Source organism: Streptomyces hokutonensis (assembly GCF_042751305.1).
Classification (GTDB): domain Bacteria; phylum Actinomycetota; class Actinomycetes; order Streptomycetales; family Streptomycetaceae; genus Streptomyces; species Streptomyces hokutonensis_A.
Window position 1 is genome coordinate 480,249 of the sequence record NZ_JBHYWD010000003.1, and the last position, 19,317, is coordinate 499,565.

Here is a 19,317-nt window from a genome sequence, read left to right on the forward strand (position 1 = left end):
GCTCCCTCTCCTGGCAGACTGGGCGGTGTGACCAGTGATTCCACCGTTCCCGGCGGCGATGTCGACCCCTTTCGTAATGAGCGCACCTCGCGCGACGAGGCTCCGCAGTTTGTGTTGCCCCTGGTTGTGCGGATCGAGCGGGATGCTCCGCCGGCGCGGACGGACGCGTTGGAGACGGCGGCCCGGGCCGTGCTGACGATCCTGAGCGACGAGCGGGCCCTGGGTGACGGGGAGTGGGCGCAGGCCATGCGGGACTGGCAGGACGCACGCATCCGGAAGGTGGTGCGGCGGGCGCGCGGGGCCGAGTGGCGGCGGGCCGAGGCGCTGCCGGGCATCACGGTGACCGGGAAGTCGGCGGAGGTACGGGTCTTCCCGCCCGTCCCGCTCGACGGCTGGCCCAAGGATCTGGCCCGGCTCCAGGTGTCCGGCACCGACCTCGACGACCCCGAACCGCCGGCCGACGCGGACCCGACGGCGCCGGTGCTCTGGCTGAACCCCGAACTCGACATGTCCGCCGGCAAGACGATGGCCCAGACGGGTCACGGCGCCCAACTCGCCTGGTGGGAGCTGTCGGACGAGGAGCGGACCGCCTGGCGTCAGGCCGGCTTCCCGCTCTCCGTGCGCACCGCCGCCCCCGCCCAGTGGGCCGAACTCACCAGCAGCGAGCGGCCGTTGGTCCGGGACGCCGGCTTCACGGAGATCGCCCCCGGACTGACCGTCGCGGTCGAGGGACACCACCGGGTCGGCGAGCTGGGCGACGAGGGGCGGGGACCGATCGGCTGAGGTCGCGGGCTCCCGTCCCCGTCAGCCGCCCCTGCCAGTCCCCCTCCCTCTACGCCTGCCGACTGCCGCCAGCCCCGGGGCCGACCCGTGCAGGTCGGGTCCACGGGATCAGGGCCGGAACGCGGGCGCGGTAGGCCTCGTAGGACGCACCGAACCGGTCGGCCATCATGCCGTCCTCGACCCGGACCCGGCGCAGCAGCCAGGGGACGGCGACGGCGAGGAGCACGATCCAGACGCCGAAGCCACAGGCCGGCATTCCGCCGAGGACCAGGCCGAGAAGGCCGGTGTAGATGGGGTGCCGCACTATTCGGTACGGGCCCTCGGTGCGCAGTTCATGGTGTTCGTGGACCAGCGGGATGCTGGCCCACATGACGCCCAGCACCCAACGGGCCCAGAGCAGCAGAGCCGTGGAGGCGACGGCGATCAGGGCGCCGAGGAGGGCGAGTGCGGGCTGCCAGTACTGGAGGTGGTGCCAGAAGGAGTCCGGGGTGTCCCTGATGAGCAGGGAGAACGCGTAGGCGCCCACGATCAGGAGAAGCCGCCGGGGCAGGGTGCGGCGCAGGCCGCGTGCCCAGCCGCCGAGGCCGGCCTCGCTCTTCACGCCGAAGTACACCGCGCCCGCGATCCACGCCACGACGAAGATCGCGACACAGACGCCGGTGAGAGCGACGAGTGCGGAATGTAGTGGTCCCATGGCACAAGGCTGCGCTCTGACCTGCGTAGTTCACCACCACCCACGGGCTGATTCAGCGGCTCCACCCTCGGGTGGAGATCCGTCACTGATCCCTTACTCTCGGTCGAGGTGACGCAGATCACGACGGATCGGGGCATCGGCCGCCACGTCCCGCAGCGTCCCCCCTCTGAAAGTTCGAGTGGGGGGAACAGACCGTGCGCCGTGGCTACAAGTGGGTCGACCGCGAACTGGCCCGGATGGATCCGGACACCGACTGGGAGCGCATGATCTCGCTCTACGTCGGCCACCGCGTCCCCGAGTTCGCGCTGGCGATGATGGTCTATCCGGGCACGATGCGCATGATGCAGCCGGGCTTCGGAGCCGCCACCCTCGCCCACACCGGGAAGCTGGAGAAGCGGCCCCGGCGGCGTTTCGAGGACGGCAACACGTTCCTGATGGCGTGGATGGTGGACGGACTGTCCAGCCCGCCGGGCCGCGCCGCCGCCGAGCGGCTCAACCGCATCCACCTTTCCATCGCCCGCGCGACCCCTCAACTGCCCGGCAACTTCGACGACATCGACGACTTCGTCTATCCCCTGGTCCTGCTTGCCACGTTCGCCGACCGGCTCCAGACCTCTCTCGGGCTGCCCGGTACCAGCGAGAGCATGAAGGTCGCCTGGCATCGCTGGGCGCGGACCCTCTTCCGGCTCCTGCAACGCGAGTCCGGGCCGCTGGCCGACGAGGCGTTCCCCGAGGACTGGGACGCGATGACAGAGTTCGCCGAGAAGTTCGAGGCGCGGCCGTACGAGGGGACGGAGTCCGGTCATCGGGTGGCGACCGCGATGATGGAGTTCTTCGCCGAGCGCTGGTTCCCGGCCCCCTTACGGGCGTTCGGCAGAGACCTGACCCGGTATCTCGCCGGTGAGCGGGTCTGCCGGCTGCACCGGATCGGCACGCTCACCCCGCGCCGCGAGCGTGCCGTGCGTCTGTTCCTGAAGTCCGCGTTCCTCGCCCAACGCCTGCTCCCCGACTACCGAAGACCGCTTCCCGAGCGCCTGCGGCAGACCCGGCGCCGCACCGGCCAGGCGCTCAACTCCCCAGCATCTTGAGGGTCCTTCGGTGCCACACCAGCGGACTCCGCTCGTCGTCGGACCTCATGGCCAGCACGCGCAGCACGATGATGTCGTGGTCGCCGGCCGGATAACTGTGCTCGACCGTGCACTCCAGCCACACCGGCGCACCGTCGAGGAAGATCGCACCGGATTCCGCCTCCACCGTGGGCAGGTCGGCGAACCGGGATTCCCTGCTGCGGGACGCGAGTTGGCGGGCCTTGTCGCTGTGGCCCTCGCCCAGGACGGAGATCCCGATCGCCCGCGCGCGGGACAGTACCGGCCAGGTCGTCGAGGTGTGCTGTGCGGCGAAGGAGACCATGGGCGGGTTGTGGGAGACGCCGACCGCGAACGACGAGACGATCATGACGGTCGGGTCGCCGTGGACGCGCGCGGAGAGGGCCGCGACCCCCGCCGGGAACCCGGAGAACGCCCTCGTCATCTCCCCGGGGTCGGAGGTTATGCCCGCCAGATTCCGCAGGCCTTCCATGCCTTCCGTGCCTTCCCCTGCCGTCATCGTGAGACCCCCGTCTGCGTCAGGCTTCATCAGGTGACTCCTGTGGGTAGCTGTGGCGCGGCAGGCGCGATCGGACGTCCGCTCCCCGGAGGCTCGGTCCCCAGCAGCGCCGATGCGAGGAGACACAGCGCCCCGACCGCCGCGAGCCCGCCGAGCGTGACCGCGTAGCCGTGACCGGCCAGCAGAACGGCGCAGACCGCGCTGCCCAGTACGGCGCCGAGTTGCTTCATCGCGTTGAAGGTTCCGGAGGCCGCCCCGACCTCGTCCGGGCCGACCGAGGTCACCGCCGCGATCGAAAGGGGCGACCAGACAAAGGAGTTGGCGACCCCGTACACCGCGAACGTGGCCGTCAGCGCGGTGATCGGGGCGTCGGTCGCGACGAGCACCGCCGAGGTGCCGATGGACAGGACGAGCGCGCCCGAGCCGATGACGGCGACCGCGCGGGAACCGATTCCGTTGTTGAGCCGGGCCGACACCGGCGCCCCCAACAGGCAGACCACGCCCATCGGTACGAGGGTGAGGGCCGCCGCGCCCGCGTCGAGACCGCGCTCCCGCTGGAGGTACAGCATCAGCGGGATCATGGCCGAGCCCGAGCAGAAGGCGGCGGCTGCACCGGCCCAGGCCGCGACGACGAACCCTCGGCTGCGCAGCAACCCGACCGGTACGAGGGCGCGCTGGCCGTCCCGGCGCTGGAGCCACACGACAGCCACCACGACCAGCACGCCCACGGCTACGAGCAACCACCTTGGGACGCCCAGCACTTCCGCGCTCGCGCCGTCCGTGCCCTGGATGCCGATCACCAGCGCACCCAGGCCAGCCGCGTTCGCACAGATCGCCCACACCGGGATGCGCGCCGACTGTCGTGGGAGGACCGGCACGAACACGGCCACGGCGACCAACGCGGCGACTCCGACCGGCACGTTGACCCAGAACACCGCGGGCCAACCCCCGGCGGCCACAAGGAAACCTCCCAGCAGGGGCCCGACAGCCACCGCCGCTCCACCGACCGCGCCCCAGACCCCGAGCGCGACGGCGAGACGCGGTGGCCGGAACAGCGCCTTGATGAGGGTCAGGCACTGCGGGGTCATCAGTGCGGCGCCGATGCCCTGTGCCACCCGCCAGGCGACAAGGGCCGTGATGGTGGCGGCGGTTGCGCACAGCAGCGACCCGAGCGTGAACGCGGCCAGCCCGACCAGATGGACGCGTCGATGGCCGTAGCGATCGCCGAGCCGTCCCGCGACGACCAACGGCACCGCGTACGCGATGAGGTAGCCGCTGTTGACCCACATGGCGGCGGTCTCACTCGCGTGCAACCCGCTGATCAGTGAGGGCAGCGCGACCGAGGTGATGGTGCTGTCCAGCAGCAGCATGAAGAACCCGGTGCACAGACTGCCGAGAGCGAACCAGTCGCGCTGCGTGCTCTCAACCCTCACCTCAAACTGCCAGGTTCTCGCGGAGAGTTGAACCGGGGTACGCCGGTGCGAGCGCGCCGCGGCGGCGCAGTTCGGGCAGCAGCAGTTCACTGATCGCGGAGAAGCCGGCGGGCATGGCCAGCGGGCTGGAGAACATGAAGCCGCCGCGTGCTCCGGTGGCGGCGAAGTTCTCCTCCAACGCGTCGGCCACGGCGGCCGGATCGCCGACGAGGCTGTGGTCCAGGCCCGTCGCCCGCCCTCTGCCGTGCGCGAAGAACTCGGTACGGCTCATGGTGTGGTCCGCGCCGAACTCCGCGACGAGGGAGCCGACGAGGCCCGCCGGACTCGCGTTGGCGGCCGCCAACTCGTCGCGCAGCTCGCCCAGTTGGAAGGAGGCCGGGAGCGTCGAGAAGTCGTAGCCGGCGTTGTGCGAGAGGTAGGTGGCGACCGCCTCCTCGTTCCAGAACTCGTGCACCGCCTCGCAGCGCGCCTGTGCCTCGGCCTTCGTGCGGCCGACGATTACCTGGGTGGCCCAGAGGATGCCCACGTGTTCCGGGTCCCGGCCCTCGGCGAGCAACGCCTCGTCGAGCAGCTTGCGATGGCGCTGCTGGCTCGCCAGATGGCCGCCGAAGCCGAAGACGAGGTCGGCGAAGCGGGCCGAAGCGGCAATGCCCCGGGGGGAGTTGCCCGCCTGGACGATGAGCGGGTGGTACTGCGGGCCGGGTACGGACGCGAGCGGTCCCTTGACGGTGAAGAAGCGCCCTTCGTGGTCGATGGGGTGGACCTTCTCGGGGTCGGCGAACCGGCCCGTGCTCCGGTCGCGGACGATGGCGTCCGGCGCGACGGAGTCCCACAACGCCCGGCAGACGTCGACGAATTCCTCCATCCGCTCGTAGCGCAGATCGTGGTCCATCAGCTCGGCGAACCCGTAGTTGGCCGCGTCGGCGCCGCGCGTCGAGGCGACCACGTTGAAGGCGATACGGCCGCCGGTCACATGGTCGAGCGAGTTCAACAGCCGGGCGACATAGAAGGGATGCATGAACGTCGAGGAGTACGTCAGCCCGAAGCCGACCTTCTCCGTCACCGTGGACATCGCGGCGATGACCGGTGCCATGTCGTGGCGCGGCCATTGGATGCCCCACTCGACGGCCGGTGCGATGCTGCCGCGCCAGGTGCTGGGGATGCCGCTGCCGTCGCCGAAGAACAGCAGGCCCACGCCCGCGCGTTCGGCGGTCTGCGCGAGCTCCATGAACATCCGGACGTCGGGGAAGTCCCGCCCGATCCACGAGCCCTGGCGTGCCCAGGCGCCCTCGGTGTGGGTGAAGGAGAGGTCGTAGCCGATGTGCATTCCGGTCATCGCGCGGCCTTCTTCCACAGCTCGACGACCTCGTCGGCATCGCTCAACACGGCCACGTTCAGACCCAGTTGGAAGAGAGCGGCGGCGTTGACGTGGTGGTCGTAGGCGGTCGTCGTGTCCTGCGGTACGACGACGGGCCAGTCGAGCTGGACGGCGTCCTGGGCGGTCGCGTACACACAGCACTCGCTCGTCAGGCCGACGACGGTGAGCCAGTCGTAGCCGGCCGCACGCAACCGGGCGTCGAGCTCGGTGCCGAGGAAGCCGCTGTAACCGCGCTTGGCCACCCGCAACTCCCCTTCACCGGGCTCCATTCGGTACCACTCGGCGCCGGGCGTCCCGATCCGGCACGGCTCGTCCGGGCTCATGGGTGCGTCGTAGTCGCCCTCGCGCAGCCAGTTGCTCGACCGCCACGGCCGTGCCGGGTCGCTGCCCAACTCGACCCATACGACGGGTACTTCGGCGGCGCGCGCCGCGTCGACCAGCTCGGCGATACGAGTGACCGTCCGGTCAAGTTCCGCCAGCGCCTCGTCCGTCAGGCCGTACGCCCCGAGCCGGTCCGGGTCGGCGAAGTCCCGCTGTACGTCGACCACGACGAGCGCGGGCCTGCTCTCCGGCCGGGCGAGGCGGGCGAGTTGTCTGTCGCGCAGGTCGGACATCAGGCCGCCACCTCGTCGCGGGCGCGCAGCGCGGGCAGCACGGTGTCGCCGAACAGCAGCATGTCCTCGTCGTACTCCGGGAAGATCAGCATGAGTCCGTCGAGGTCGGCCTCCCGCACGATGTACTCGATGTGCTCGGTGACCGTACGGGCGCTGCCGGCGACGTACGGCGTCTGGAAGGCGGCCTCCCCGTCGGCGCCGGCGGCCCAGGCGCGGGCCTGGTCCTCGGGCACTCCCCAGGTGTGCCGCATATGGGCGAGGGCCTCGCGGTCGACGCCGACGCCCCACTCCTTGACCTTCTTGACGGCCAGTTCGTCGGTGTCGTCCTGGACGACGGTGAGCATCGAATAGGTCTTGCAGACACGGCCGTTGGCCTTCGCGCGGGCGTGCACGTCGGCGGAGAGCGACCGCATGTCGTCAAGGCTGTCGGCGGCGAGGAACGCGCCGTCGGCGTACTTGGCCTGGAAGCGGCGGGCGTCCTCGGAGCGGCCCGCGCTGATGACGGTCGGCCGGGTCGCCGGGTGCGGGCGGGACTCGCAGTCGACGAGGTCGAAGTACGGGGTGCGCAGCGTGACCGAGTCCTCGGTCCACAGCCGGGTGACGGCCTCTGTCCACAACTCCGTCATCCGGTAGCGGTCCGCGTGGCTCAACTCCGGGTCCCAGTCGCCGAATTGCTCGAACTCCCCCGCGTACGAGCCGTTGACGATGTTCATCCCGGCCCGGCCGCCGGAGATGTCCTGGAGGGTGGTGAGCATCTTCGCCGCGACGGCCGGGTTGTGGATGTTGGCGTGCAGGGTCGCCCAGATCCTGACCCGGCTGGTCGCCTCGGCGAGCGCCGCCATCATCGTCATCGACTCCAGCGAGCGGCCCCAGTGGTCCGTACTCCCGCCGAAACCACGCCACTTGGCCATCGACATCACGAAGTCGAGACCGATGTTCTCCGCGTGCACGGCGGCACGCCTGTTGTACGCGTAGGTCGCCTCGGGATGCGGCGCGGTGGTGGACAGCATCCAGCCGCCGTTCCCAATGGGAAGGAAGATTCCGTACTCTTTCGCGGGCACGTCACGGGCCTTTCTACGGCTCTGCGGGTTTCTGGCGTTCTTACGGCGCGGGCCAGACGAGCTTGTCGCCGCTGTAGATGTCCTTGACGAACGAGGTGTCGAACCACGCCTGGGCCTCGGCGGCGGTCACACTGCTCGGCACGATCTTGAACTGGTGCAGCATGGCGACGAGTTGGGTGACGTTGCCGGTGTCGATGCCGCCCAGAGGCTGCCCGGGCGTCGGGTTCTCCTTGACGACCTGTGTCTCGGTCTTCCAGATCGTCGCGTTGAGCTTCTTGTCGTAGGTCGGGCCGGACAACTTGGCCGCGTAGCCGACGCATTCGGTGATGTGCGCCTCGCTGGAGGAGCAGTACGAGTACGCGTGCAGGGCGGCCCGCAGAATGTCCTCGACGGCGTGCGGGTGCGCCTTGGCGAACGCCGGGTTGACCGCCATCGCGCCGATGGAACTGGGGATCTTGTAATCGACCGGCTTCCACACGGTGACGTCCTTGCCGGCCGCCTTGAGCTGGTTCGGCTCGTTCGAGATGAACCCGGTGAGCGCTTCGAGGCCGCCCTGCTTGCGGGGCAGTACGGAGGGGTCGTAGCCCTCCTTGACCAGCTTGAGCGAGTCCCACTTCACACCGGCCTTGACCAGCATCGCCTCGACGGCGGCGGGCACATAGCCCTTGTGTCCGACGACCTTGCCGTCGAGCTGGGTCAGATCGGTGATGTCCTTGTTGGTCATCAGGATGTCGAGCCCGGCGTTCGAGTACGAGGAAATCCCCTTGATGTCGATGCCGTTGGCCTGCGCCTGGATCAGGTCCTGCTCGGAGATCGCGGACACGGTCGCCTGTCCGCCCGCGAGCAGTTTGGTGTTCTGCGCGGTGTCACCGCTGCCGGGCTTGAGGTCGACGGTGAGGCAAAGGTCCTTGAAATAGCCCAACTTGGCGGCGGCGATGTATTCGAGGATCGAGACGGAGGACTGGAACTGGTACCCGGAGAGATACGTGATCTTCCCGGCGGCCTTGTTCTCGGCACACCGCTTGGCGGATATCGCGGAACCGGCAGCACCGGCGGAGGTGCTGTCGCTCGAGCCGGAACCACATCCGGCGACTGCGAGGGTCAGTACGGTGGCGACGACGGCGGATCTGGTGAAGCGATGAATAGGCATGGACAACTCCAAACTGACTGTATTGCCGGTGAGTTGATGAGTGCGGGGGCATGTAGCGCCCCGATAGGGGCGCGGGACTGTGTCGAAATGCGGCTCCGCCGCGTGGGCGCGACCAGCCCCCACCGGCCCGCGGACAAAAAGAACCGCGCCTCAGTTCACGCTGTCGTGCCAATGCAGCACGCGACGTTCAACGACAGTCACGGCCAGCAGCAACAACACGCCCATCACCGCGAGGACGAGAATCGAGGCGTAAACAACAGGTAGTTGGTTCATGGAGGAGGCCACACTGATCGCGGTCCCCAGACCTCCCGTGGATCCGGACGCCGACATCTCGGCGACGACCGCCCCGATGATCGACAGCGGAAACACGATCCGCAGCGCGGCGAAGAGATACGGCAGCGCGTTGGGCACCCGCACATGCCACAGCAGTTCGACCCGGCTCGCGTCCATCGTCCGGTAGACCTGCAACACCTGCTGCGGCACGGACCGCAGCCCCGTGGCCGTGTTGATGAGGATCGGGAAGAAACAGATCAGCCCGGTGATGATGAGTTTGGGCATCGGCCCGAACCCGAAGGCGACAACCAGGGCCGGGGCGACAGCCACCAGCGGTGTGACGTTGAGGACGACCGCGACCGGCATCACCGCCCGTCGCACCAGGGGGAGTTCACTGGTCAGCACGGCGAGGACGAACGCCCCGACGAACCCCATCCCCAGGCCGGCCGTCGCCTCACCGAGCGTGACAAGGGCGTTGTGGACGTAGTAGCCGAAATTCCCGGAGAGCGAGCTGCCGACCTCGGACAACGGCGGTAGCAGATAAGGAAGTTGCCGCGCACCCCACTGCCACAGCCCGGCGAGGATCCCCAGCATCACGACGAGGGGCAGCCAGACTGCCGGACGGATCCAGCCGATCCGGGACCTCGGGTGCTTGAGGCTGAAGCGGGAAGGTTCGGTGGGCGGCCTGTTCTCGGCCGGTGCCGGTGCGGTGGTGCGTTCGTCGGCTACGGTCATGTCGTTCACGCCCCCACTCACGCGGCTTCGCTGTGCCAGGCGCGCCGCAGCCGCTCTCTGACCAGGTCCTCGTACTCGTGGAACCGCCGTTCCCCGAAGAGCCGTTCACCGCGCGGCCGGGGCAGGTCGATGTCGATGCTCTCGACGACGCGGCCGGGGTTCGGCGCCATGACGACGACGGTGTCGGAGAGCCGTACGGCCTCGGACACGGAGTGCGTGACGAACAGGACGGTGGTCCGCAACTCCTCCCAGAGGTCGAGGAGTTGGTCCTGAAGGCTTTCGCGGGTGAACTCGTCGAGCGCCGAGAAGGGTTCGTCCATCACGAGCACGTCGGGCTGCAGGCCGAACGCCCGGACGATCGCGGCGCGTTGACGCATCCCCCCGGAGAGCTGGGCCGGGAGCTTGTGCAGGGCGTCGCCGAGGCCGGCCTTGACGAGAAGTTCCTTCATATCGGGGGCCGTTCGGCGTTCGGCGAAGTCGGCGATGCGTTCCCGGCGACCGGCCGCGCCCCGGTTGATCTTCTGGGGCAGCGTGACGTTCCGCAGGACGGAGAGCCAGGGCAGCAGTGCGGGACTCTGCGGTACGAGTCCGATCAGCTTGGCCGCGCAGGCCTGTGCCGGTGTCACACCGTGCACCGACACCTCGCCGCCGTCCGGCTGTTCAAGGCCCGCGACGAGCCGCAGCAGCGTCGACTTTCCGCAGCCGCTGGGGCCGATGAGACTGACGAAACGGCCCGACTGCACGGTCAGGTCGACGTCGTCGAGGGCCGTGGTCGCGGCGGACCCGAAGCCGTAGACCCTTCGTACCGACCGCAGTTGGAGTGCTGGCGTACCAGTCACCTTCACGCTCCCATCCATGTCGCGGGCACAAGTGCCCGATCCTGGAAGTCGGAGAGCGTGCGTAGCGAGTGCGACTGACTGCCACGCGGAAATCCGCTTAGGTGCCCCCGACCGTAGGAAGATTGTGTTTCGGTACGGCGCAGTCGACTGTTACGGGCGTTTTACGTCTGGCCGCGACAAAGGCCGCAGTGGCGCGACCGCGCTGCCGTCGAACACGTGGATCTCGATCCCGAGGTCCCCCGCCGCGCGCGCCACCCAGCCGCCGAGGGCTTGCACGATCAGCTCGCTGACCAGCAGAATCGCCCGCTCGGCGGTCGGTACGGACTCGCGCAGCCAGAGCAGTTTGAACATGTCCGCCATGACCTTGTTGCGGTATGCGGGCTTGTAGGCGCCCTGGTTGCCGACAAGTTGGACGAGGACGCGGCAGGCGGGGTCGATCCCCTCGACCTCGACGCGGCTGCCGTCGGGCAGCATCAGCGGTTTGGGGCGCAGCGGGGTGCCGAGCAGGTCGCCGAGCGCGAGCAGCATGCGGCGTTCGACGGAACCCTCGGCGAAGCGGCTCCACTCGGTGGGGGCGTCAAGGACGGTCAGGTGCACCCGCCGAATCCTAGGAAGTGTCCGTTTCCCCCGTGTTGCTTAGGGTGGAGCACCATGAGAGCCAGCGCAGCGACGAGGAACCGGCCATGACCCGTCTCGACGGCCGGGTCGAGCGGGGCAACCGCACCCGGCAACTGGTCCTGCGCCGCACCGTCGACATCGCCTCCGTCGAAGGCCTGGAGGCACTCTCCGTGGGCCGCCTCGCCACCGACCTGCACCTCAGCAAGAGCGGGGTCTTCGCACTCTTCGGCTCCAAGCAGGAGCTGCAGCTGGCCACCGTGCGCGAGGCGGCCCGCATCTACACCGACAAGGTGATCAGGCCCGCCGGCGAAGTCCCGGCCGGGGTGGGCCGGTTGTGGCGGCTGTGCGACCTGTGGCTGGAGTACTCGCGGGGGCGGGTCTTCCCGGGCGGCTGTTTCTTCTACGGGGTCATCGCCGAGTTCGACGCCCGGTCCGGGCCGCTGCACGACGCGATGGCCGGCGCACAGCGGGACTGGACGGCCCTGGTGGAGCGGACGATCGCCGAGGCCCGGGACGCGGGCGAGCTGCGCACCGACACCGACATACCCCAACTCGCCTTCGAACTGGTCGCGTTGATGGAGACGTCCAACGCGGTCTCGGTCCTGCACGGCGAGGAGACGGCGTACCGCCGGGCGCGCGTCGGCATAGCGGCGCGACTGCGGGGAGCGGCCACGGATCCTTCAAGGGTTCCGCAAGTTCCTTAACCCTCACGGCACTTCAGTCCCTGTACACTTCGGCCGAAAAACAAGTAGCACGATCGTTCGCACAGTTTTAGTGTCAGGTCCCATGAATGCCAGCGGAACGGACATCGTCGAACTGGACCGGATCGCCGTGTACGAGGCCCTGCGCGTAGTGGAGTTGGCGCAGGAGGAGGACTGGGAGCGGGACACCCCCTGCGCGGGGTGGGACCTGCGGCGGCTCGTGGCGCACATGGCCGCGCAGCATCACGGGTTCGCGGCCGCCGCGCGCGGCGCGGGTCGCGACAGGGCGTACTGGCGGGAGCCGGAGGACATGGGCGAGCCGGCCCGGACCCACCGCGCGGCGGCCACTGCCGTCCTCGCCGCGTTCGCCGAACCCGGCGCCACGGAGCGGGAGTTCGCCCTGCCCGAGCTGGGTGCGAGCTTCCCCGGCCGGACCGCCATCGGGTTCCACTTCATCGACTACGTCGTCCACGCCTGGGACGTGGCCGCCACACTCGGCACCGCACTGGACCTGTCGGACGACGTCCTGGACATCGCGCTGGTCGTGGCCCGGCTGGTGCCCGCCGACCCGGCCGGACGCGGCCCGGGGTTCGCCTTCGCCCCGGCGCTCGACGTACCGCAGGACGCCGGCCCGCTCGACGAGGCGCTACGGCTGCTGGGCCGGACGCCGGAGCACTGGCCCGTCAAGAGCCGCTGAACTCGCCTCCTTTGCCTGCCCTTTGAGAAAAGCAGCCCTCCCCTTGAACAAGGCGCCTGCCCCGCGCGTACCTCCAGGCACTGGCCACGCGTCAACTTCTCCAACGACCAGTTGGTTTCCCCGGGAGGCTCCCTTGCGTCGTATCAACGGCACGACCGTGCTCATCGCGGCTATCTTCGCCACCACCGGCGCACTCGTCTTTCCCGTGTGGTCGTACGCCGACCGCACGGGCACCGGTCAGGCGAACGTGGCGGCGGGCACGGTGAACACCCAGTGGGGGCCGCTGACGGCCGCCGACCGGGATCTGATCGTGCGGGTGCGGCTGGCCGGGCTGTGGGAGCTGCCGGCCGGGCAGCAGGCGGTCGAGCGGGCACCCAGCCAGGCGATCAAGGAGGCCGGGGACCATCTCATCGTCGGCCACACCGACCTCGACAAGCGGGTGCGGATCGTCGCCGCCCAGCTCAATGTCGCGCTGCCCAACGTGCCGAACGAGCAACAGCAGGGCTGGCTGCGGGAGATGAGCGCGGCGACCGGCGCGGAGTACGAGTACAAGTTCGTCAATCTGCTGCGGGCCGCGCACGGCAAGATCTTCCCGGCGATCGGCGCCGTACGGAACAGCACGCGCAACAGCCTGGTGCGGCAGTTGGCCTCGGACACCAACCAGACCGTGCTCGACCACATCACCGTGCTGGAGAAGACCGGGCGGGTCGACTTCGACGCCATCGCCAACGGGGTCGCGAACGCCTCCACCGCCAGCCCGACCGGCCCCGCAGCGCCCGTACCCGGTCAGGTGGTGCCCTCGGCACCGGCAGCCGCGGCCAGCCCGAACGTCGGGACCACCTCACGGCCGTCCCCCGGCGCGCCGGGCACGGTCAACACCGGGCGACCGGATCCGGTCGACTCGAACGGTGTGCTGGGGTAGCGGACCGGACCCCGCCCCGAACCTCAAATGTTGCTCTGAAGGTGACACGGCCGGGGTTCGGGGCCCGGCCCGGGGGCGATACCTCCGTCACACCGAACAGCGGTCTTGTGGAGTGGATGGATTTCGGCGAGGACATCGAGGACGGGGACGGGCGATGGAACGACTGGGGACGGGCATCGGATGGCGGCCGGAGACAGCGGACGCCGTGGAGCACCTGCCGGGCATCGACTGGGTCGAGGCCGTGGCCGAGAACCTCTGCCCCGGCCACCTCCCCGACTCGCTGCTACGGCTGCGCGAGCGCGGCGTTACCGTGATCCCGCACGGCGTCTCCCTGGGCCTCGGCGGCGCCGACCGGCCCGACCCGGACCGGCTGACGGCCCTCGCCGAGCGGGCCGAGGCCCTCGGCTCACCACTGGTCACCGAGCACATCGCGTTCGTCCGCGCGGGCGGCCCGCTGACCGCCTCCCCCCTCCTCGAAGCCGGCCACCTGCTGCCCGTGCCGCGTACCCGGGACGCCCTCGACGTGCTCTGCGAGAACATCCGCATCGCCCAGGACGCACTGCCCGTACCGCTCGCGGTCGAGAACATCGCCGCACTGCTCGCCTGGCCGGGCGAGGAGATGACCGAGGGCCAGTTCCTGTACGAACTGGCCGACCGCACTGGCGTACGCCTCCTCATCGACGTCGCCAACCTGCACACCAACCACGTCAACCGCGGCGAGGACCCGGCCAAGGCCCTCGCCGAACTCCCCGTCGAGGCCATCGCCTACGTCCATGTCGCGGGCGGCGTCGAACGCGACGGCGTCTGGCACGACAGCCACGCCCACCCCGTCCCGGCCCCGGTTCTCGACATCCTCACCGACCTGGCGTCCCGCGTCTCCCCGCCGGGGGTGCTGCTGGAGCGCGACGACAACTTCCCCGAAGCGGCCGAACTGGAACGGGAGTTGATGTCGATCCGCGGGGCGCTCTACAAGGGGCGGGCGCGCGCGACCGGTGAGGGACAGCGGACGCCGGCCACAACCCCGGCAGCCATACCGCAGGCTCCCGCTCCCGCCCGCCAGCGTCTCGCCCTCGCCCAGGCCGCCCTGCTCTCCGCGCTGGTCGCCGGTACCCCGGTGCCCGAAGGGTTCGACCGGGTGCGGCTCGGGGTGCAGGCGCGGGCGCTCGGGGCGAAGCGGGCCGACGTTGTGGCGAAGGCTGCTCCCGAACTGCCGGAGATCCTCGGTCCGGCATACCGGTCGGCCTTCCTCGCGTACGCGCACACGCACCCGATGACCGGCGGCTACCGCCGGGACGCGCTGGACTTCGCCGGGCAGCTGCTGCTCTCCGGCGGGCCCGAGAACGCCGAGGTCAGGCGGGAGCTGCGGGCCTGGTGGCTGGAGCGCTCGGGCCCAACCCCGCGTTCGACGCGGCCCGCGGTCCGGCTCGCCCGTGCCACCCGGCGGGTGCTGCTGCGCCGCTGACGGGTCGCGGAAGGGCCGGGAGGGGCCTTGGAAGGTGAGAGTGACTCCACAGTAATATTGCGGTTCCGCACGAGAAGCGCACTCACGTGCGGTGCCGTCACAGGAGGCACCCCATGCGACCGCGACCCCCCGTAAAGGGCCGAGGCATATTCAGTGGTACCGGCGTCATCGTCGTGGGTCTGACCGCGACCCTGGCGGCGCTGGTCTTTCCGGTCTGGTCCTACGCCGACCGGTCCGGGACGACCGCTGCCAACGTGCTCAGCGACCAGACCGTGGCGACGCAGTACGGGCCGCTGTCCGCGCTGGACAAGGACTTCGTCACGCGGGTGCGGCTGGCCGGGCTGTGGGAGCTGCCGGCCGGGCAGCAGGCCGAGGAGAAGGGCACCACAGCGGCCGTACGGACGGCGGGGCAGCATCTGATCGACGGCCACACGTTTCTCGACGAGCGGGTGCGCGATGTCGCCGCGCGGCTCGGGCTGCCGCTGCCGAACCAGCCCAACGCGCAGCAACAGCAGTGGCTGGCCACCCTCAACGCGGCGTCTGGCGTGGACTTCGACCGCAAGTTCGCCAACATCCTGCGCCTCGCGCACGGCAAGGTCTTCACGGTGGTCGCCCAGGTCCGCGCCACCACCCAGAACTCCCTGGTCCGCGCCCTCGCCGACGACGCCAACACGACCGTCCTGGACCACATAAAGGTCCTGGAGGCCACCGGCTACGTCGACTTCGCCGCGCTGGCCCGGGACATGGCCGCGAGCAGCACGCCCGCGCCCACCAGCTCCCCCGCCGCGTCCGCGCCCTTCGCCGACCCCGGCCAGGTCGTCCCGCTGACCCCGTCGGCCTCGCCGACCTACTCACTGCCGCCGCCCGCCTCCAGCCCGCCTCCGTCGACGCAGCCGTAGCCATCACCGTAGAACTGTTTCGGCCGTGGGCTTTTTTCGGACAAGCGGAACGTCACAGGCAGACAACGCTCCGTCCGGATTGTGAACAAGGCATGGCGTCCCGCTGGGCCTTTGGCATAGAAACTTGGCATGTTCTGGGTCCTTCTCCTGCTCATGGCCTGGGCCGTCGCCGGCACGGCGTGCACCCGGCTGTGCCTGGCCGCCGTCAGAGCGGCGGCCGTCGACGGGGACGACGCGGGCAAGGGACACGATCTGACGCTCTACGAGGCGGCGTTCCTGTCCGGCGGTCCCGCGCGGGTCGCCGATCTGACGCTGGTCTCCATGGCGCGCCAGCACCGGCTGCTGCTCGCCCACACCGGCTGGGCGACCGTCGTCGACCCGCGCGGCCGGGACCCCATCGAGCGGTCGGTGATAGGCGCCATCGGGCCCGAGGGGCAGTCCCGGATCGCCCCGGTGCGGGCCACCGCGGCGGCCACGGACGCGGTGCGCGACGTCGCGGACCGGCTCGTCGACGCGGGTCTCGCCGTACCGGACGGGACCCGTACGACGGTCGCCTCCGGGGTACGGCAGGTGCGGGCCGCCGCGCTCGTCGTGCTGGTGCTGGGCGCGACCGCGCTGCTGACGCCGGGGGCCGAGATGCCGCGCGGGCTGGTCGCGCTCTGGTTCGCGCTGCCGCTCGCCCTCACGCTGAGCTGTCTGGCCATCGCCCGGGTCGAGGTGCACCCGTACTCGCACTGGGCCTCCCCGGCCGGCCAGCAGCTGCTCGGCACGCTGGCCCGGCACGCGGGCGGCGGCGCCGACGACCGTACGTATCTCACCTCCGTCGCCGTACGCGGCATCCGCGCGGTAGGCGAACCGGATCTGCGGGCGGCCTTCGCGCACCGCGAGCAGTACCGCGAGCACTTCGACGAGTGGCGGCGCTGACCTCGGCGTGAGAGCGCGCCCAGGGGGCGCACAGGGGTCATTGGGGCCGACACCGCCCGACGGTGCTTGCCTTCGCCAACAAGCGAACGAAACATCCCTTTTGTTGCAGCCGTGCTCCGAAGGGATACGCCACCATGCGAGCCGCCGCCCTGTACTCGGCCGCCGGGTCCTTGCTCCTGTCCGGCCTCGCCGCCGCCCCGGCCACCGGTGCCCCGGGCGCCGTCGAATCGGCCGGCACCGCGCTCGCCGCCGCGCACGCCCGCGCGCGGGGCATCGACTTCGGGAAGTGCGCGGACGCGCAGGACATGCCCGGCACCATGGAGTGCGGCACGGTCTCCGTCCCGCTCGACTACGCGCACCCCGACGGCAAGCAGATCAGACTGACCGTCAGCCGGGCCGTCGCCACCCACAAGGACCCGCACAACAGCAAGCGCAGAGTCCCCCGGCAGGGCTCCCTGGTCTACAACCCGGGCGGCCCCGGCGCCTCCGGCCTCTACTTCCCGCTGATCGGCATGCTCCCCGAGTGGAAGCGCATCGCGTCGGCCTACGACCTCGTCGGCTACGCCCCGCGCGGCGTCGACAAGTCGGCACCACTGTCCTGCGAGGACCCCAAGCACTTCTTCAAGGCGCCCTCGCAGTCGCCGACGTACCCCTCGGAGTCGTACAAGAAGGAGCGCATCGCGGAGGCCAAGGCCTACGCGCGCGGCTGCGCCAAGCGCTCCGGCGGCAAGCTCCGCTTCTACAACTCCCTCAACAACGCCCGCGACCTGGACGTCCTGCGCGCCGCCCTCGGCGAGGACAGGCTGACGTTCATGGGCGCGTCCTACGGGACCTACTTCGGGGCGCTGTACGCGACGCTGTTCCCCTCGCACGTACGGCGGATGGTGTTCGACTCGGCGGTGAACCCGGACCCCGAGCAGGTCTGGTACCGCAACAACCTCGACCAGTCGGCCGCGTTCGAGGGCCGCTGGGCGGACTTCCGGGAGTGGATCGCCGAACACGACGACGTGTACGGGCTCGGCGACACGGCCGCGAAGGTGCTGCGCAGCTACGAGAAGGCTTCCGCGCGGCTCGCCGAGAAGCCGGCGGGCGGCAAGGTGGGGCCCGCGCAGTTGCAGGGCGCGATCCTGTCGGCCGGGTACTACGACGACTACTGGCCGCACACCGCGGCGGCGCTGTCGGCCTACCTGAAGGGCAGCCCCAAGCTGCTGGTCCAGCAGGCCGGGCCGACGCCGGGGGCCGCCGTCGAGGCGGAGAACGGCAACGCGGTGTACACGGCCGTCGAGTGCAACGACGCGGCCTGGCCCACCGAGTGGAGCGTCTGGGACCGGGACAACACGCGGCTCGCGCGGGTGGCGCCGTTCGAGACGTGGGACAACGTGTGGATGAACCTGCCGTGCGCGTACTGGCCCGCGCCGCGTCAGCAGCCCCTTGATGTGCGGACCGGGCCCGGGGAGTTGCCGCCGGTGCTGATCATGGCCGCCGAGCGGGATGCTGCTACGCCTTATGACGGTGCGCTTGAGTTGCAGCGGCGGTTGTCCGACTCGGTGTTGGTGACCGAGCGGGATGCCGGGACTCATGGGATCGCGGGCGGGGCCAACAAGTGTGTGAACGGGTATCTGGACGCGTACTTGTTGGAGGGGCGCTTGCCCGAGCGGCATGCTGCTTGTGCGCCGCATGCCGAGCCGAAGGCTGCGCGACCGGGCCGTGATTAGTCCGCCGGCCGGTGGGGGCTGGTCGCGCCCACGCGGCGGAGCCGCATATCGACACAGCCCCGCGCCCCTATAAGCAAGAAACTAGGCCAGGCCCGCTACCAAGTCGCCGATGTCCTTGCGGCGGCCCGTGTAGAACGGGACCTCCTCGCGGACGTGCATGCGGGCCTCCGACGCGCGCAGGTGGCGCATGAGGTCGACGATTCGGTAGAGCTCGTCGGCCTCGAAGGCCAGGAGCCATTCGTAGTCGCCGAGGGAGAAGGAGGCGACCGTGTTGGCGCGGACGTCCGCGTAGCCGCGGGCCATCTTGCCGTGGTCGGCGAGCATGCGGCGGCGGTCCTCGTCGGGGAGCAGGTACCAGTCGTAGGAGCGCACGAACGGGTACACGCTGACGTAGTTGCGCGGGGTCTCGTCGGCCAGGAAGGCCGGGATGTGCGAGCGGTTGAACTCGGCGGGGCGGTGCAGCGCCATGTTCGACCAGACGGGCTCCAGGGCGCGGCCCAGCTTGGTGCGGCGGAAGAGGTTGTACGCCTCCTGGAGCTGGTCGGCGGTCTCGGCGTGCCACCAGATCATGAGGTCGGCGTCGGCACGCAGGCCCGACACGTCGTACGTGCCGCGCACCGTCACGTCCTTCGCGGCGAGCTGGTCGAACAGCTCCTGGACCTCGTCGGCGTATCCGGCGCGGTCCTCGGGCAGTACGTCCTTCAGCTTGAAGACGGACCACAGGGTGTAGCGGATGACCTCGTTGAGGTCCTTGGCCAGCTTGCCCTTGTTCGGGATACGGCCGGACTCGGTGGTGGGGGCGTCGTCGCTCATG

The 19,317-nt window shown here is 70.1% G+C and carries 20 protein-coding genes; 9 read left to right on the plus strand and 11 right to left on the minus strand.

Going from position 1 to position 19,317, the window contains the following annotated elements:
• Nucleotides 1–27 precede the first annotated feature (27 nt).
• The gene (locus ACFXC1_RS11995; protein ID WP_381241781.1) at nucleotides 28–783 is read left to right on the plus strand and encodes a peptidyl-tRNA hydrolase; all 756 of its coding nucleotides are present in this window, start codon (nucleotides 28–30) and stop codon (nucleotides 781–783) included.
• Between the two features lie 49 nt (nucleotides 784–832).
• Here the strand turns inward: ACFXC1_RS11995 and ACFXC1_RS12000 are convergent, their stop codons facing one another.
• Nucleotides 833–1,477 (minus strand): methyltransferase family protein, encoded by a 645-nt coding sequence (locus ACFXC1_RS12000; protein ID WP_381241783.1) that lies wholly within the window; start codon nucleotides 1,475–1,477, stop codon nucleotides 833–835.
• A 194-nt stretch (nucleotides 1,478–1,671) separates the two neighbouring features.
• Between ACFXC1_RS12000 and ACFXC1_RS12005 the strand changes: the two genes are divergently transcribed.
• Complete coding sequence (locus ACFXC1_RS12005; RefSeq protein ID WP_381241785.1) at nucleotides 1,672–2,565, plus strand: DUF2236 domain-containing protein; 894 nt, start codon at nucleotides 1,672–1,674, stop codon at nucleotides 2,563–2,565.
• On the opposite strand, the gene ACFXC1_RS12010 is transcribed toward ACFXC1_RS12005, so the two are convergent.
• The 9 genes from ACFXC1_RS12010 to ACFXC1_RS12050 all read right to left on the minus strand — a co-directional run bounded on the left by ACFXC1_RS12010 (nucleotide 2,546) and on the right by ACFXC1_RS12050 (nucleotide 11,162).
• A complete protein-coding gene (locus ACFXC1_RS12010) occupies nucleotides 2,546–3,112 on the minus strand; it encodes a flavin reductase family protein (RefSeq protein ID WP_381241787.1) in 567 nt (188 codons plus the stop codon). The two genes, ACFXC1_RS12005 and ACFXC1_RS12010, sit on opposite strands and share 20 nt — an antisense overlap.
• Nucleotides 3,112–4,515 (minus strand): MFS transporter, encoded by a 1,404-nt coding sequence (locus ACFXC1_RS12015; RefSeq protein WP_381241789.1) that lies wholly within the window; start codon nucleotides 4,513–4,515, stop codon nucleotides 3,112–3,114. The genes ACFXC1_RS12010 and ACFXC1_RS12015 overlap by 1 nt, the downstream gene beginning before the upstream one ends.
• Before the next feature lies 1 nt (nucleotide 4,516).
• On the minus strand, nucleotides 4,517–5,851 hold the full coding sequence (locus ACFXC1_RS12020) for an NtaA/DmoA family FMN-dependent monooxygenase (protein ID WP_381241791.1): 1,335 nt from the start codon (nucleotides 5,849–5,851) through the stop codon (nucleotides 4,517–4,519).
• Nucleotides 5,848–6,507, minus strand: coding sequence for a cysteine hydrolase family protein (locus ACFXC1_RS12025; protein WP_381241793.1), 660 nt, complete (start codon nucleotides 6,505–6,507; stop codon nucleotides 5,848–5,850). The genes ACFXC1_RS12020 and ACFXC1_RS12025 overlap by 4 nt, the downstream gene beginning before the upstream one ends.
• Nucleotides 6,507–7,568: an LLM class flavin-dependent oxidoreductase gene (locus tag ACFXC1_RS12030; RefSeq protein ID WP_381241795.1), complete on the minus strand. Its 1,062-nt coding sequence runs from the start codon at nucleotides 7,566–7,568 to the stop codon at nucleotides 6,507–6,509. The genes ACFXC1_RS12025 and ACFXC1_RS12030 overlap by 1 nt, the downstream gene beginning before the upstream one ends.
• A 40-nt stretch (nucleotides 7,569–7,608) precedes the next feature.
• On the minus strand, nucleotides 7,609–8,718 hold the full coding sequence (locus ACFXC1_RS12035) for an ABC transporter substrate-binding protein (RefSeq protein ID WP_381241797.1): 1,110 nt from the start codon (nucleotides 8,716–8,718) through the stop codon (nucleotides 7,609–7,611).
• 150 nt (nucleotides 8,719–8,868) lie between these two features.
• Nucleotides 8,869–9,726 (minus strand): ABC transporter permease, encoded by an 858-nt coding sequence (locus ACFXC1_RS12040; RefSeq protein WP_381241929.1) that lies wholly within the window; start codon nucleotides 9,724–9,726, stop codon nucleotides 8,869–8,871.
• 17 nt (nucleotides 9,727–9,743) lie between these two features.
• Nucleotides 9,744–10,565 carry an ABC transporter ATP-binding protein gene (locus tag ACFXC1_RS12045; protein ID WP_381241798.1) on the minus strand — a complete coding sequence of 274 codons (822 nt, stop codon included), beginning with the start codon at nucleotides 10,563–10,565 and terminating at the stop codon, nucleotides 9,744–9,746.
• A 150-nt stretch (nucleotides 10,566–10,715) separates the two neighbouring features.
• Nucleotides 10,716–11,162 carry a hypothetical protein gene (locus tag ACFXC1_RS12050; RefSeq protein ID WP_381241799.1) on the minus strand — a complete coding sequence of 149 codons (447 nt, stop codon included), beginning with the start codon at nucleotides 11,160–11,162 and terminating at the stop codon, nucleotides 10,716–10,718.
• An 86-nt stretch (nucleotides 11,163–11,248) separates the two neighbouring features.
• On the opposite strand from ACFXC1_RS12050, the gene ACFXC1_RS12055 reads away from it, so the two are divergent.
• From ACFXC1_RS12055 to ACFXC1_RS12085, 7 genes are all read left to right on the plus strand, one after another.
• Complete coding sequence (locus ACFXC1_RS12055; RefSeq protein WP_381241801.1) at nucleotides 11,249–11,887, plus strand: TetR/AcrR family transcriptional regulator; 639 nt, start codon at nucleotides 11,249–11,251, stop codon at nucleotides 11,885–11,887.
• Nucleotides 11,888–11,969: 82 nt separating this feature from the next.
• The gene (locus tag ACFXC1_RS12060; RefSeq protein WP_381241802.1) at nucleotides 11,970–12,581 is read left to right on the plus strand and encodes a TIGR03086 family metal-binding protein; all 612 of its coding nucleotides are present in this window, start codon (nucleotides 11,970–11,972) and stop codon (nucleotides 12,579–12,581) included.
• Between the two features lie 133 nt (nucleotides 12,582–12,714).
• Entirely contained in the window at nucleotides 12,715–13,503 is a 789-nt protein-coding gene (locus ACFXC1_RS12065) for a DUF4142 domain-containing protein (protein WP_381241804.1), read from the plus strand.
• A gap of 154 nt (nucleotides 13,504–13,657) precedes the next feature.
• Entirely contained in the window at nucleotides 13,658–14,965 is a 1,308-nt protein-coding gene (locus ACFXC1_RS12070) for an MbnB/TglH/ChrH family RiPP precursor modification enzyme (RefSeq protein ID WP_381241806.1), read from the plus strand.
• Nucleotides 14,966–15,078: 113 nt separating this feature from the next.
• Nucleotides 15,079–15,864, plus strand: a complete 786-nt coding sequence (locus ACFXC1_RS12075; RefSeq protein ID WP_381241807.1) for a DUF4142 domain-containing protein — start codon at nucleotides 15,079–15,081, stop codon at nucleotides 15,862–15,864.
• Between the two features lie 129 nt (nucleotides 15,865–15,993).
• On the plus strand, nucleotides 15,994–16,788 hold the full coding sequence (locus tag ACFXC1_RS12080) for a TIGR04222 domain-containing membrane protein (RefSeq protein ID WP_381241809.1): 795 nt from the start codon (nucleotides 15,994–15,996) through the stop codon (nucleotides 16,786–16,788).
• Nucleotides 16,789–16,922: 134 nt separating this feature from the next.
• On the plus strand, nucleotides 16,923–18,503 hold the full coding sequence (locus ACFXC1_RS12085; protein WP_381241810.1) for an alpha/beta hydrolase: 1,581 nt from the start codon (nucleotides 16,923–16,925) through the stop codon (nucleotides 18,501–18,503).
• Nucleotides 18,504–18,584: 81 nt separating this feature from the next.
• On the opposite strand, the gene hemQ is transcribed toward ACFXC1_RS12085, so the two are convergent.
• Nucleotides 18,585–19,316 carry a hydrogen peroxide-dependent heme synthase gene (gene hemQ / locus ACFXC1_RS12090; RefSeq protein ID WP_381241812.1) on the minus strand — a complete coding sequence of 244 codons (732 nt, stop codon included), beginning with the start codon at nucleotides 19,314–19,316 and terminating at the stop codon, nucleotides 18,585–18,587.
• Between the last annotated feature and the right edge of the window lies 1 nt (nucleotide 19,317).